The 13634-nt window shown below is 69.1% G+C and carries 10 protein-coding genes; 2 read left to right on the top strand and 8 right to left on the bottom strand.

The features are described from left to right. Positions 1–19: 19 nt before the first annotated feature. The 5 genes from QM701_RS21390 to ppx form a co-directional block, all read right to left on the bottom strand. A complete protein-coding gene (locus QM701_RS21390) occupies positions 20–475 on the bottom strand; it encodes a hypothetical protein (RefSeq protein ID WP_415169015.1) in 456 nt (151 codons plus the stop codon). 177 nt (positions 476–652) lie between these two features. Beyond that, the gene (locus QM701_RS21385) at positions 653–1591 is read right to left on the bottom strand and encodes an MlaD family protein (RefSeq protein WP_415169014.1); all 939 of its coding nucleotides are present in this window, start codon (positions 1589–1591) and stop codon (positions 653–655) included. Between the two features lie 9 nt (positions 1592–1600). Next, entirely contained in the window at positions 1601–2386 is a 786-nt protein-coding gene (locus QM701_RS21380; protein WP_415169013.1) for an ABC transporter ATP-binding protein, read from the bottom strand. A 4-nt stretch (positions 2387–2390) separates the two neighbouring features. After that, on the bottom strand, positions 2391–3509 hold the full coding sequence (locus tag QM701_RS21375) for an ABC transporter permease (protein ID WP_415169012.1): 1119 nt from the start codon (positions 3507–3509) through the stop codon (positions 2391–2393). A gap of 4 nt (positions 3510–3513) precedes the next feature. Then, complete coding sequence (gene ppx / locus QM701_RS21370) at positions 3514–5022, bottom strand: exopolyphosphatase (RefSeq protein WP_415169011.1); 1509 nt, start codon at positions 5020–5022, stop codon at positions 3514–3516. 194 nt (positions 5023–5216) lie between these two features. On the opposite strand from ppx, the gene ppk1 reads away from it, so the two are divergent. Beyond that, positions 5217–7322 (top strand): polyphosphate kinase 1, encoded by a 2106-nt coding sequence (gene ppk1, locus QM701_RS21365; protein ID WP_415169010.1) that lies wholly within the window; start codon positions 5217–5219, stop codon positions 7320–7322. A gap of 27 nt (positions 7323–7349) precedes the next feature. Here ppk1 and QM701_RS21360 read toward each other — a convergent pair whose 3' ends face one another. Continuing rightward, positions 7350–9932, bottom strand: coding sequence for an ABC transporter substrate-binding protein (locus tag QM701_RS21360; protein ID WP_415169009.1), 2583 nt, complete (start codon positions 9930–9932; stop codon positions 7350–7352). Between the two features lie 85 nt (positions 9933–10017). Between QM701_RS21360 and QM701_RS21355 the strand changes: the two genes are divergently transcribed. Then, positions 10018–10914 carry a fructosamine kinase family protein gene (locus QM701_RS21355; protein WP_415169008.1) on the top strand — a complete coding sequence of 299 codons (897 nt, stop codon included), beginning with the start codon at positions 10018–10020 and terminating at the stop codon, positions 10912–10914. Between the two features lie 21 nt (positions 10915–10935). On the opposite strand, the gene QM701_RS21350 is transcribed toward QM701_RS21355, so the two are convergent. Beyond that, positions 10936–12714, bottom strand: a complete 1779-nt coding sequence (locus QM701_RS21350; RefSeq protein ID WP_415169007.1) for an ABC transporter ATP-binding protein/permease — start codon at positions 12712–12714, stop codon at positions 10936–10938. Continuing rightward, positions 12711–13604 carry a ChaN family lipoprotein gene (locus QM701_RS21345; protein ID WP_415169006.1) on the bottom strand — a complete coding sequence of 298 codons (894 nt, stop codon included), beginning with the start codon at positions 13602–13604 and terminating at the stop codon, positions 12711–12713. The genes QM701_RS21350 and QM701_RS21345 overlap by 4 nt, the downstream gene beginning before the upstream one ends. Positions 13605–13634: the final 30 nt, after the last annotated feature.

Here is a 13634-nt window from a genome sequence, read left to right as displayed (position 1 = left end):
CGGCCTCCCGCCCGCGGCATCAGCGCGCCGGGCGGCAGGTCTTCAGTCCGCCGTCGCGGTCGAGGCGCCCCAGCCAGTCGGCCAGTTGTTTTCCCAGTTCCTCGCCGGCCGCGACGAGCGCCTGCACGCCGCCGGCGGCGTCCGGGGTCGGGGCGGGACGCTCGATGTTGAGGGCTTGGCCGGCGATCAGGCGGCGTTTGCCGTCGATCAGGCTGACCTGTCCCTGCAATACGCCCTGGCTGGCGAGCGGCGTGGAAAAAACCTGCGAGAACTCCTGCAGTTCGACGCGCAGTACGCAGTCGGCGGCCACGCTGTCGACGGCGGCGAAGCCGATCCGGCGCCGCAGCTGCTGGGCCAGCAGCAAGGCCGTCGGCGCGGCCCAGCGGCTGTCGGCGTACTGGCTGCGCCGGAGCGGATCGCCGTAGGCCAGCCGGTAGTCGATCCCCGTCCCGTCCAGCCACGGCGCGCCGCGCACGTCGAGCGCCAGCCGGCCGGACAGTCCGTCCGTGCCGGCGTTTTCCGCGGCGGAGCGGGCGGGCTGGCCGAAATCGTAGAACGGCGGACGTCATTCTGTTGCTGGCGGTTCCCGCGCAGCCGCCCAGCGCGAGCAGCGCGCAGGCCGCGAGCGCGGCTGCGAGCGGGCGATTCTTCCTCATGGCACGTTTCCTCCGGTCGACGGCGCCACGAAGCCGGGTTCGCCCGGACCGGGCACGACGGCCCGGTGGCCGAAGATCAGGCTCTGCGGCGATTCCTCCAGCATGCGCAGGACGCGGTTCAGCTGGTGCGCGGTCGAGGCGAACTCGACCGTCAGTTCGTTGAGGCGCGGGGCCAGCGCGCCGACTCCGCCGGAGTTGGCGTCGCCCAGGGCCGCTTCGAATTTCCCGCTCGCCGCCTGCAGGCTGGCGACCAGCCCGCGCGCCTCGGCGAAGAACGGCGCCGCCTGCGCCACCGTGCGGTCGGCGTTGGCCAGCACGGAATCGATGCGCCGCATGGTTTCCGGACCGAGCGCCCGCTGCAGCCGTTCGCTGGCTTCGCGGGCATGCCGCGAACTCGCTTCGAGGTTGGCCAGCATGCGCGAGACGGCCTGGCGGTTCTCGGGACGCAGGAGATCGTTCATGCCGACCAGCAGCTCGCGCGTCTGGCGCAGGACGTCGCTGCCGACGTCGGCCAGTTCCTGCACCAGCGAATCCTGCATGGCGATGCGCCGGCCGCCTTCGGCGCCGGGCGCCAGCGGCGTCGCGTCGCGGCCGTCGTCTTCGAGCAGGATGTGGGCGATGCCGGTCACGCCCTGGTAGCCGAGCTTGGCGACGGTGCCGCGGGTGACCGGGATGTCCTTGCGCACGGAGATGCCGATCAGCGTCGAGCGCGCATCGGCCGGATCGAGCCGGATCGACTCGACCTTGCCGACGCGGATGCCGCGGTAGCGCACCTGCGCCTGCGCGTTGAGCCCGGTGACGTTGTTCCGCGTCTCGACGACGTAGCGGTTGCTTTCCTCCTGCCGCCCGCTGAACCACCACAGGGCGGCGACGGCGCAGGCGCCGAGAAACAGCAGGAAGAGCCCGGCCAGCAGGGCGTGCGAACGGTTTTCCATGGCGCAATCCTAATTCCGGCCCTTGCCGCGCATCACCGCGCGGGCGTGCTCGGAGCAGAAAAAGCTCTGCACGAAGGGATGATCGACGTCGAGCACTTCGGCTGGGGAACAGTCGGCAATGATACGCCGCCCGGCCAGCACCGCCACCCGCGTCGCCAGCCCGGCCAGGGTGTCGAGGTCGTGGGTGACCATCACCACGGTGAAGTCGAGCTGTCTTTGCAGGGTGCCGATCAGGTGCACGAAATTGTCGGCCAGGTCGGGGTCCAGCCCCGCCGTCGGCTCGTCCAGCACCAGCAGCTCGGGTTCGAGCGCCAGCGCGCGCGCCAGGGCCACCCGCTTGACCATGCCGCCCGACAGCTCGGCCGGCATCAGCAGCGCATGCCGCGGTTCGAGCTCGACCATGGCCAGCTTGATGAAGACGACGTCGCGGATGACGCTCTCGTCGAGCAGGCGCAGTTCGCGCAGCGGAAAGGCGATGTTGTCGAACACGTTGAGTGCCGAGAACAGCGCGCCCTGCTGGAACAGCATGCCGAAGCGCCGGCGCACCTCGCGCCGCACGCGCGGATCGCGGTCGAGCACCGGCCGGCCGAACAGGCGCACCGTGCCGCGCGCGGGCTGGAGCAGGCCGACGATCTCGCGCAGCAGCGTGGTCTTGCCGCTGCCGGAGCCGCCGACCAGGCAGAGGATCTCCCCGCGCCCGACGGCGAGGCTGATGTCGTCGTGGATCAGGTGCCTGCCGAAGCGCGTGGTCACGCCGCGCAGTTCGATGATCTTTTCGTCGGCCGGGACGGTCATCGCCTCAGCTTCCCGGCATGCCGACGTGGCGGGTCAGCACCGCGAAGGCGGCGTCGGCGATGATCACCACGGTGATCGCCGTGACCACCGAGGAGGTCGTGCGCGCGGACAGGCTTTCGGTGTTCGGGCGCACCTTGAGGCCGAAATGGCAGGCGATCAGCGCGATCAGCAGGCCGAAGCAGAAGCCCTTGCCCAGGCCGATCCACAGGTTGGCCGCCGGCACCACCTTGGGCAGCATGTCGATGAAATAGCCGTAGGCGAGATCCATTTCCAGGTTGGCCGAGACCATGCCGCCGATGATGCCGGCGCCGGCGCACCAGACCACCAGCAGCGGCATGGCGCAGGCCAGCGCCGCGACCTTCGGCAGCACCAGGCGCACGGTGCGCGAGATGCCCATCGTGGCCAGCGCGTCGATTTCCTCGGTGACCCGCATCACGCCGATCTGGGCGGTCATCGCCGAGCCCGAGCGGCCGGCCACCAGCACGGCGACGATGACCGGCCCGAGCTCGCGGATGACGCTGATGCCGATCAGGTTGACGATGAAGATGTCCGCGCCGAAGGTCTTCAGCTGCAGCGACGACAGGTAGGACAGCACCACGCCGATCAGGAAGCCGACCAGCGCCGTCACCGGCAGCGCCTGCGCGCCGCTCTTGAACAGCGTGGCGGAAAATTCCTTCATCGGGATGTCGCGCGGATGGCCGCACAGATAGACGACGTCGAGCGCCAGCTGCCCGACCAGCGTCAGGAATTCGCGCACGTTCCGTCCGACCGACAGGAGCACGCGCCCGAGCACGGCCAGCCCGTCCAGCGCCGAGGCCGGCCGGCGGACCGCCTCGCGCGGCGAAACCGCGGCCGCCCGCGCCAGGATGGCGCACTGCTCCGCGCTCGCCTCCAGCCGCGCCGGCCAGCGGCGGCCCCAGGCTTGCCAGAGGATCACCGCGCCCACGCTGTCCAGCCGCACGACCGCGGAAAGGTCCCAGGCCGGATCGCCGGCCGCGCATTCGTCCAGGCGCGCCCGCAGGTCGGCCACCGGCGTCGGCAGCGCGGTCAGCGTCCAGTCGCCTGACAGCGCCACGTGCGGACGGCCGTCCACCGTGTCCAGGGCGATCGCCGCGTCGGCCACCGATCTACTCTCCGGCCGCCGCCGAACGCCGCCGCACCCGCAGCTGCCAGCCGACCGGCTGCCAGGCGGCGGACTCGTCGGCCAGCGCGCCGGCGGTCAGCGGGTTTTTCTGCAGCCACTGGGCGGGCAGCTCGATCTGGAAGCCCGAGGACGACTGCCTGACCTGCAGCGGCGGCAGCGGATGATCGTCGCGCGAGCGGTGCAGCAGGGCCGCCAGCCGCAGGCAGAAGATCTGCCGCCAGAGCGGATCGGCGGACGGGATCAGCGGCAGTTTTTCCAGCTTGCCGCGCTGCCCGAGCACGAGCAGCGACAGCCTTTCCTGGTCCTTCTTGGAAAAGCCCGGCATGTCGGCGCTGCCGATGATGTAGGCGCCGTGCTTGTGGAAGCCGCTGTGCGCGATCGAAATGCCGATCTCGTGCAGCGCCACCGCCCAGCGCAGGGTGCGCACCTCGTTCTCGTGCTGCGGCTGGTCGAGCGGGATCATCTGGCCGAGCAGCTGCAGCGCCGTGCGCTCGACGCGCGCCGCCTGCTTGGCGTCAACCTGGTAGCGCCGCATGAACTGGCGGACCGTGGAATCGCGCATGTCCAACTGGTGGAAGCGCCCGAGCAGGTCATACAGCACGCCGAGCCGCAGCGCGCCGTCGGCGTAGGTCATGCGCGGCAGGTCGAGCACCGAAAAGACGGCCGAAAGGATGGCCACGCCGCCGGCGAACACCGGCTCGCGGTCGGGGCGCAGGCCGTTCAGCTTGATGGCTCCGGCCGAGCCGGCGCGGATCAGCTGCGCCTTGAGTTTTTCCAGCCCCTCGCGGGAAATTCCCGTGACGCCGTCCGGGTTCAGCCCGTTGATTTCGAGGATGTCGGCGACCGCCTTGGCGGTGCCCGACGAGGCGACCGCCTCGTTCCAGCCGAACGCCCGGTAGTCCTTGACGATGGCCTCGATCTCGCGCGCGGCGGCGATCTCGGCTTCGGCGAAACGCTTCTTGTCGATGCGGCCGTCGGGGAAAAAGCGCAGCGTGTAGCTGACGCAGCCCATGAACAGCGATTCCATGAGCAGCGGCTCGACCTTCCTGCCGATGACGCACTCGGTCGAGCCGCCGCCGATGTCCACCACCAGGCGCTTGCCGCGGCCCGGCGGAATGGCGTGCGCGACGCCGATGTAGATCAGCCGCGCCTCCTCGCGTCCGCCGATGACTTCGATCGGGAAGCCGAGCACCGCCTCGGCCCGCTCGATGAACTGGCCGGCGTTCTTGGCCACGCGCAGCGTGTTGGTGGCGACCGCGCGCACCGTCTCCGGCGCGAAGCCGCGCAGGCGTTCGGCGAAGCGACCCAGCGTCTCCAGCCCGCGCTCCTGCGCCTCGTCGCCGAGCAGCTTCTCGCGGGTCAGGCCGGAGGCCAGGCGGACGGTTTCCTTCAGGGAATCCAGCGAATAAATCTGGTCGTCGACGACCCGCCCCACCTCCAGGCGAAAGCTGTTGGAACCCAGATCGACCGCCGCTATCTGTTCGTAGCCCATGCTCGCTTGCCGCCCTCCGAAAAAATCCATCGCCGGATTTTATCACCGCGCGGCCGGGCGGACGATGCGCGACAATGCCGGAGTCATCCCGGCCGGACAAGGCCGCGCTGCTGAAATATCCCTGCAATGAAACGGTCACATAATCGGGCCGTCCGCCGCTTGCCTCGATTTTCCATTCCTGCTCCAATGCCATCATGACCACGCGAAAAAATGCCGCAACGCCTGAAGATAACGGCTACCCCGCCGCGAACTACCTCAACCGCGAACTGGGCATCCTCGCCTTCAACCGGCGGGTGCTGGCGCAGGCGAAGAATCCGGCGACCCCGCTGCTCGAACGCCTGCGCTTCCTGTGCATCGTCAGCAGCAACCTCGACGAGTTTTTCGAGATTCGCGTCGCCGGGCTGAAGGAGCAGGTCAAGCTGCATTCCGTGGCCCGCACGCCGGACGGGCTGTCGGCGTCGGAGGCGCTGGAGCACATCAGCCGCGAAGCCCGCGCGATGGTCGAGGAGCAGTACGCGCTGTTCAACAACGAAATCCTGCCCAGGCTGGCCGCCACGGGCATCGTGTTCCTGCGCCGCAGCGCATGGAGCGAAGCGCAGCTCGCCTGGATCAGGGATTATTTCCTGCGCGAAGTCATGCCCGTGCTCACGCCGATCGGCCTGGACCCGTCGCACCCCTTCCCGCGCCTGCTCAACAAGAGCCTCAATTTCGCCGTCGAGCTGGAAGGCAAGGACGCCTTCGGGCGCAGCATCGGCAAGGCCATCGTGCAGGCGCCGCGCGTTCTGCCGCGCGTCATCCGCCTGCCGAAGGAGCTGTGCGACTGCGAGTACGGCTTCGTCTTCCTCTCCTCGGTGCTGCACGAGTTCGTCGGTGAACTGTTCGCGGGCATGAACGTGCTCGGCTGCTACCAGTTCCGCGTCACGCGCAACAGCAACCTGTTCGTCGACGAGGAGGAAGTCAAGAACCTGCGCGCGACCATCCAGGGCGAACTGCCGCAGCGCCACTTCGGCGACGCGGTGCGCCTGGAGGTGACCGACAACTGTTCGCCGGCCACCACCGAGTTCCTGCTCGCGCAGTTCGGCCTCGGCCGCGGCGACCTGTACACCGTCGCCGGCCCGGCCAACCTGGTGCGGCTGATGCAGATCCCGGACCTGGTGCAGCGCAACGATCTCAAGTTCCCGCCGTTCATGGCCGGCACGCCCAAGACCCTGAAGAAGACGCGCTCGATCTTCGAATCGATCCGCGCCGGCGACATCCTCCTGCACCACCCGTACCAGAGCTTCACGCCGGTCATCGAGCTGATCGACCAGGCCACGACCGATCCGCACGTGGTGGCCATCAAAATGACCGTGTACCGCACCGGCACCGATTCCGTGCTGATGCAGTCGCTGCTGCGCGCGGCGCAGAACGGCAAGGAGGTCACCGTCGTCGTCGAGCTGATGGCGCGCTTCGACGAGGAAGCCAACATCGGCTGGGCGACCAAGCTCGAACAGGTCGGCGCGCACGTGGTGTACGGCGTGGTGGCCTACAAGACCCACTGCAAGATGCTGATGATCGTGCGCCGCGAGGAAAGCCGCGCGGGCAGCGTGCTGCGCCGCTACGTGCATCTCGGGACCGGCAACTACCACCCCAAGACGGCCCGGCTGTACTCGGATTTCGGCCTGCTGACCTGCGACGAGGAGATCGGCGACGACGTCAACGAGGTGTTCAAGCAGCTGACCGGCCTGGGGCTGGCCAAGCCGCTCAAGCACCTGTGGCAGGCGCCGTTCACCCTGCACGCCAACACGCTCGCGGCGATCCGGGAGGAAGCCGCGGCGGCGCGGGCCGGCAAGCGCGCGCGCATCATCGCCAAGATGAACTCGCTGCTCGAACCCGAGATCATCGACGCCCTCTACGAAGCCTCGCGCGCCGGCGTCCGCATCGACCTGATCGTGCGCGGCGTGTGCGCCCTGCGGCCGGGCATCAAGGGACCGTCGGAAAAGATCCGCGTGCGCTCGATCATCGGCCGCTTCCTCGAACACCACCGGGTGTTCTACTTCTACGCCGGCGGCGAGGAAAAGGTCCTGCTCTCCAGCGCGGACTGGATGGAGCGCAACTTCTTCCGGCGCATCGAGCTCGCCTTCCCCATCCTCGACAAGAAGCTGAAGCGCCGGGTGATCAACGAAGGCCTGCTGATCTATCTCGCCGACAACCGGCAGGCCTGGGAAATGGACGCCAGCGGCGGCTACCACCTGCGCCGCGCCTCGCGCAGCAAGCCCCGCTGCGCCCAGGAAGAGCTGATCGAGCTGCTGAAGCCGTAGGCGGCGCCTCCCGCCCTGGCGCCGCGTTCACTCGCGGAAATGAATGCGGTTGCGCCCCGCCTCCTTGGCCTGGTACATCGCCTCGTCGGACCAGCGGATGATGTCGTCCAGCGCGTATTCGTGGTCGAAGAACAGGACCACGCCGATGCTCGCCGTGCAGCGGTGCTCGATGACCGCCGGCTCGCCGCCCTTGCGTCCGATGGTCAGCACGAACGGCTCGGCCAGGATGCTGCGGATCTTCTCCGCCACGCCGCGGGCCAGGACTTCCGAGGCGTTCCGGTCAACGTCAAGCTCCGCCAGCATGATCACGAACTCGTCGCCGCCGAAGCGGGCCACCGTGTCCGTCTCGCGCACGCAACCGACGATGCGCTGCGCGACCTGGATCAGCAGCAGGTCGCCGACGTGGTGCCCGAAGGTGTCGTTGAGCGGCTTGAAGTTGTCCAGATCGAGGAACATCAGCGCGCCGCGGCAGCCGCTGCGGCGGCCGTTGGCCATGGCCTGGCGCAGGCGGTCGACCAGCATGCGCCGGTTGGGCAGCTGCGTGAGCACGTCGAAATAGGCCAGGTTGCGGATCTTCTCCTCGGACAGGTGGTGCTCGATCACCACCGCGGCCAGGTTGGCGCAGTTCTCCAGCAAACGGACGTCGTCCTCGCCCGGCGCGGCGGACGCTTCCCAGTGCGCGTCGAAAACGCCGAGCACCCGCTTCTCGCGTCCCTTGATCGGCTGCGCCCAGCACGCGGCGCAGCCGTCGCCGGCGCCGCCCTCCACCACCACGCGCCGGCCGCTTTTCAGCGCCCGGTTGCTCGGGCACGTCTCGTCGTCGGCCGGCAGCGCCTCGATCCCGGCAACGAACGATTCGGGCAGGCCGGGCGCGGCGACGGCGTGCAGGCGGCCGCTGGCGGCGTCGAGCAGCAGCACCGCGCAGCGCATCCCCGGACGCAGCTTCCCGGTCTGCGCGGCCAGCGAGTCGAGCACGTCGGCGAAGGCCACGCCCTCGTGGAGCTGGCCCAGGATGCTGTTGTGCATTTCCAGTTCGCGGGTGCGCCGCATGAGCGCCAGTTCGACCAGTTTGCGGTCGGTGATGTCCTGCATCGCGCCGACCAGCTTCACCACCTTGCCGTCGCGGAAGAGCGCTTCGCCCCGGCTGTAGATCCAGGCCTGCTTGCCGGACGGCATGGTGAGCAGGGATTCGTGCTCCCAGGGAATGCCGTCGCGGATGGCGCGCTCGTTTTCGGCGAGCCGGAACGGCCGCTCCTCCGGCGAGTAGTACGCCATGATCTCGTCGGCCGGAATCTCGACGCCGGGAATCGCGCCGCGGATGCGCGCCGCCTCCTCGGTCAGGATCGTGGTGTTGTTGACGATGTTCTTCTCGAAGCCGCCGACCTTGGCCAGCCGGCCCGTCCGCTGCAGCAGGTCGTTGACGCTGCGCAGCCGGTCCTCGACCTCCCGCCGCAGGGCGATCTCCCGCCGCAGCCGCCGCTGCGTCACGCACATGTACAGGATCACCAGCAGGATCGCCGCGATGACGCCGCCCAGCGACATCACGGTCTGGCGCATGCGCGCCTGCCAGATGTGCGGCTCCGGATCGTAGATGAAGCCCTCCAGGCGGGCGTCGCCGTCGACCATGCCGCTCGTTTTCAGCACCTCCGCCACGCCGCGCCAGCGGCCAGGATTCATGTGCCCGATTTCCACCAGGTCGGGCAGGATCAGCGAGCGCACGGCCCTGGCCTCGAATTCCAGATGCTCGCGGCTCTTGGGCACCCGGTACGTCCCGAGCAGCAGATCGATGATCTCGTCCGGGTGATCCATGGCGTACCGCCAGCCCTTCAGGCTGGCCTCGCGCATCGCCCGCGCGCGCTCGGGATTGGCCTCGATCTCGGCCTCGGAGGTGACCAGCACGTCGCCGTAGTAATCGATCCCGTAATTGCCCGGATTGATCGCCACCACGTCCACGCCGAGCTGCCGGAACAGGAACGGCTCGTTGCTCAGGTAGGCATTGATCGCGTCGATCCGGCCGGCGATGAGATCGTCGATCCGGGCAGTCGAGAAAACGATGTCGAGGTTCTCCGGCCGGATGCCCTCGCGCAGGAACATGGCGAGGAACTCCGTATCGTGCCGGCCGCGCGCCAGCATCACTCTCCGGCCGACCAGGTCGTGCGGCGTGCGGATGCCCGAATCGGCGAGCGCCAGCAGCACCAGCGGCGAATGCTGGAAGATGGCCGCCAGCGCCACCAGCGGCTTGCCTTGCAGGCGCGCCTGCAGGGCCTCGCTGTTGGCCGTGCAGTATTCCGCCCGCCCGGCCAGCACCTCGTCGATCGGCTCCTTGCCCGGCTCGCCTTCGCGCAGGCGCACGTCGAGGCCGGCCTCGCGATAAAAGCCCTTCTCCAGCGCGGCGTAGTAGCCGGCGAACTGGAACTGGTGTTTCCAGCGCAACTGCAGCTTGACGATTTCCAGCGCCTTCTGCGGGATATCATCGTCGCTCGCGGCGAACGCGGCCCGGGAAACGACGCTCAGAAGCAGGAGGAAAAACAGGAGCGGCCGGCAGCACCCCGATGCCGTATCTTCGGCGAAACCCGCACGCTGGTACACGATGTGGAACCCCCGCTTCACCTTGCCGCGCTGATGAAGAAGCCGCCAAGACGCCCTGCCTCACACTATGGCCGTTGACCGGAAACAAATCAATGGAGGCATGACCATGCACCACGACCTGCCCATCGATGAGCTGCACGAAGCCATCCGCCGCGCCACCGGAGGGGCGGACGAGATCGTCCGCCTGCAGGCCGCCGGAGGCGGCTCGATATCGCGCGCCTGCATCGCCGAAACGGCGGACGGAAAATGGTTCGTCAAGCTGAACCGCGCCGGGCTGCTCGGCATGTTCGAGGCGGAAGCCGACGGGCTGCGCGCCCTCGCCGGCTGCGCGGCCGTGCGCGTGCCGCGCGTGGCGGGCTGCGGCGTGGCCGGCGAGTCCGCCTATCTGGTCCTCGAATACATCGACATGCACCCGCTGCCGCACGGCCCGGCGGCCGCGTCCGCCGGGCGCGCGCTCGCGGCGCTGCACGGGATCGCCGGAGGGAAATTCGGCTGGGAGCGCGACAACTTCATCGGCAGCACGCCGCAGCGCAACCGCCTGCATGCGGACTGGGCCGTCTTCTTCGCCGAAGAGCGCCTGCGGCCACAGCTCGCGCTCGCCCGCCAACGAGGCGGCGCGGCCGCGCTGATCGATCGGGGCGAGCGCCTGGCCGAACGGCTGCCGGCCCTGCTCGATGGCCACCGCCCCGCGCCGAGCCTGCTGCACGGCGACCTGTGGGGCGGCAATGCCGCCGTGGACGCCGCCGGGAAACTCGTCCTCTTCGACCCGGCGGTCTACTTCGGCGACCGCGAGGCCGACCTCGCCATGACCGAGCTGTTCGGCGGCTTTCCGCCCACGTTCCATGCCGCCTACCGCGAGGCCTGGCCGCTGGCGGACGGCTATCCGCGGCGCCGGACGCTGTACAACCTCTACCACGTGCTCAGCCACTTCAACCTGTTCGGCGGCGGCTACGGCCGCCAGGCCGAACACATGATCGACGCGCTGCTCGCCGAAATCGGTTGATTCTTGCCGGTCAGGGCTTTTTCAGACCGGCTCCAGGGCCATTTCCCGTTCGCCCTGGCGGCTATCCCGCCGCCCGGAGGAATACGCGGCATCCCGCAGATCGACGTGCCGGTAGTCCCCCAGTCCGCGCGGCTCCCGGTGGGCGATGACGATGAAGCCGGTGGCGGGCAGGGCCTCGCGCAGCACGCCGAAGAGCTGCCGTTCGGCATCGGCGTCGAGCGCGCTGGTCGCTTCGTCGAGGAACACCCAGTCGGGCCTGGCCGCCAGGATGCGGGCGACGATCAGCCGCTGCTGCTCGCCGCCGGACAGCTTGTAGTCCTTGGCCATCTCCTCCGCCCGGTCCAGTTCCTGCTCGTGCCGCGGGCACGACAGCCCGACGCGGGCGAACAGCGCCTTGACCGAGGCGACGTCGTCCGGCTCGTCGGGATAGGTGACCGCCGCCGCCAGACTGCCCAGCGGCAGGTAGGCGTGCTGCGACAGGAAGAGCATTTTTCCCGGCGGCATCCCGATGTGCCCGGAACAATGCCGCCACAGCCCGCATACGGCCTTGATCAGCGTCGATTTGCCGATGCCCGAGGGACCGTCGATCCAGACCGCTTCGCCGGGTTCGACGCGCAGTTCAGGCAGGTGGAGCAGCGCCGCGCCGCGCGGATCGCGCAGGGTCAGGTCGCGGACGTGCAGCGCCCCGTCCGGCGAGGGCCGGGCTGCGATCGCCGGCGGCTGGTCGGCGGCCGCTTCCGCCTCGGCGAGGAAATGGCCGAGGCGATTGCTGGTGGCCGCCAGCTCGGCCAGGTATTTGTAGTAGAAGATGAACCAGGACAGCGAGGTGACGACCTTCTGGAACGAGGAGCTGAGCTGCATCAGCCCGCCGAGCGCGACGTGCCCCGCCAGGTAGGCGGGAAAGGCCAGGAACAGCGGAATGCGCAGCACCGTCAGCATGTAGGGCTGCGTGAAGCAGCCGAGGATCAGCTCCTGCCGGATGCGCTGGCGCCAGTTTTCCAGGATGCGCTGGTAGCGGCGGTCGATGGCCCGGCGTTCGGCCGCTTCGCCGCCGCTCAGCGCGATGGCGTCCTTCGACTCCCGGAAGTGGGTCAGCGCGAAACGCAGGTCGGCTTCCCGGTGCTGATACATGGCGTTCAGCTTCATCAGGGGCGCGCCCAGCCAGTGCGTCAGGCCGCTGGACACGAACACGTAGATGGGCGCCGCCCAGGCCATGTAATGCGCGATTTCGAAAGACCGGCCGAACAGCTCGACGCTCAGCGGGAAACTCGACAGGTTCCACAGGAGCATCGCGTAGGTGGTCAGGCCGATCAGTCCGATGATGAAATCGAGGACGCTCCCGCTGCTGCCCATCACCGCGGTGCCGCCGACCAGACGTTCGACGAAGATGCGGCAGTCTTCCGAGATGCGCTGGTCCGGGTTGTCCAGCGCGGAGGACTCCGCCGTATCGAGGTGCCAGTACGCCTTGTTCTTCATCCAGCGGTCGAGCGAGGCGTTGGTCAAGGTGGTGCGCCAGCGGATCTTCACCAGCTGCCGGATATAGTTGCCGACGAGATAGAGGCCCGCGCTGGCCGCCGTCAGCATGGCGAAGACGCCGATCTGCCACAGGGCGGCACCGCCGTCGAGCTTTTCCAGCGCGTCGTAGAAATCCTTGCTCCAGGCGATGAGCTTGACGGAAACCTGGATTTCCGCCAGCCCCAGCAGCAGGACGACGACGCAGTAAACCAGCCCCAGCTTGCCGCCCTTTCCCTTGATCGCCAGGGCGGCCAGACGCCGGATGCGTTGCAGGGTGAGGTTCATGCCGGGGCGAGCCTTTCCGTCGGGGAGGTCCGGGACGCGCCACGCGCATGGCGTTCCGCCGGAGGTTCCGGGGTGTCGATGCGGAAAATGGCGTCGCCGATTCCCCGGATCGCGTCCAGGTCCTGCTCGTCCCGGTCGGAGGTGAGCAGGACGCCGTTTTTCGCGATGCCGAGGTCGCTCAGCTGGTACGGCGTGCCGTACCCGTACTCCAGGTGGCCCCGGCCGATGATCCCGACGACGAGCGGCGGGCGCTCCCCGCCGGCCGCGTCCAGCGCCCGGGCGATGTTGCAGGCGAAGGCGCGGTCCCAGGTCTGCTGCGCGCGGACGAAGCGCTCCAGGTCGCCGGCGCCGTGGCCGGCGGGCATGCCGCCCTGCCCGGAGAAGCGCCGGGCCACGGCCGCCAGATAGTCGGCATAGGCCGCGCCGGCCGGCGCGGCGGGCGTCAGCCCGTCGCGCTCCTCCTCTGGAACGGCGTCCCAGCCTTCCTTGCCGACGCGGCTCACCAGCGCGCGCTCGCAGTTCAGCGCCAGCATGCGCACCTTCTGCTGGCGGCAGAAGTGGAACAGCGGCAGGTAGATTTCGGCGGGAAACCCCCAGACGTCGTACCAGCCGGATCTCTCGATGAAGGCCTCGGTGTCCAGCCGGCCGTCGACCCATTCGTCGAGGACGGGCTGCAGGCGCCGGGGGAACATCTCGAAGCCGACCCGCATGTCCGGGCGCAGCAGGTGCAGCGCCGCCGCGACGTGCAGCTGCCAGCGGTGGATTTCGGCGCTGTCGTGCCTCTCGCCGAGCAGGACCGTGTCCTGCCCGGCCAGGCGCCGCATGAGGTCGCCCGCCGCGAGCCGTTCTCCGGTTGCGGGCGACAGCCAGGTGGCGCGCGGATGCGTCACGATTCTCTTGTGGTCCGCCATGTTCGCCGT

This window comes from Propionivibrio sp., assembly GCF_047602565.1.
In the GTDB taxonomy this organism is placed as follows: Bacteria; Pseudomonadota; Gammaproteobacteria; order Burkholderiales; family Rhodocyclaceae; genus Propionivibrio.
The sequence above is the reverse complement of the archived record's forward strand: the minus strand, read 5'-3'. Positions and strand labels throughout refer to the sequence as shown.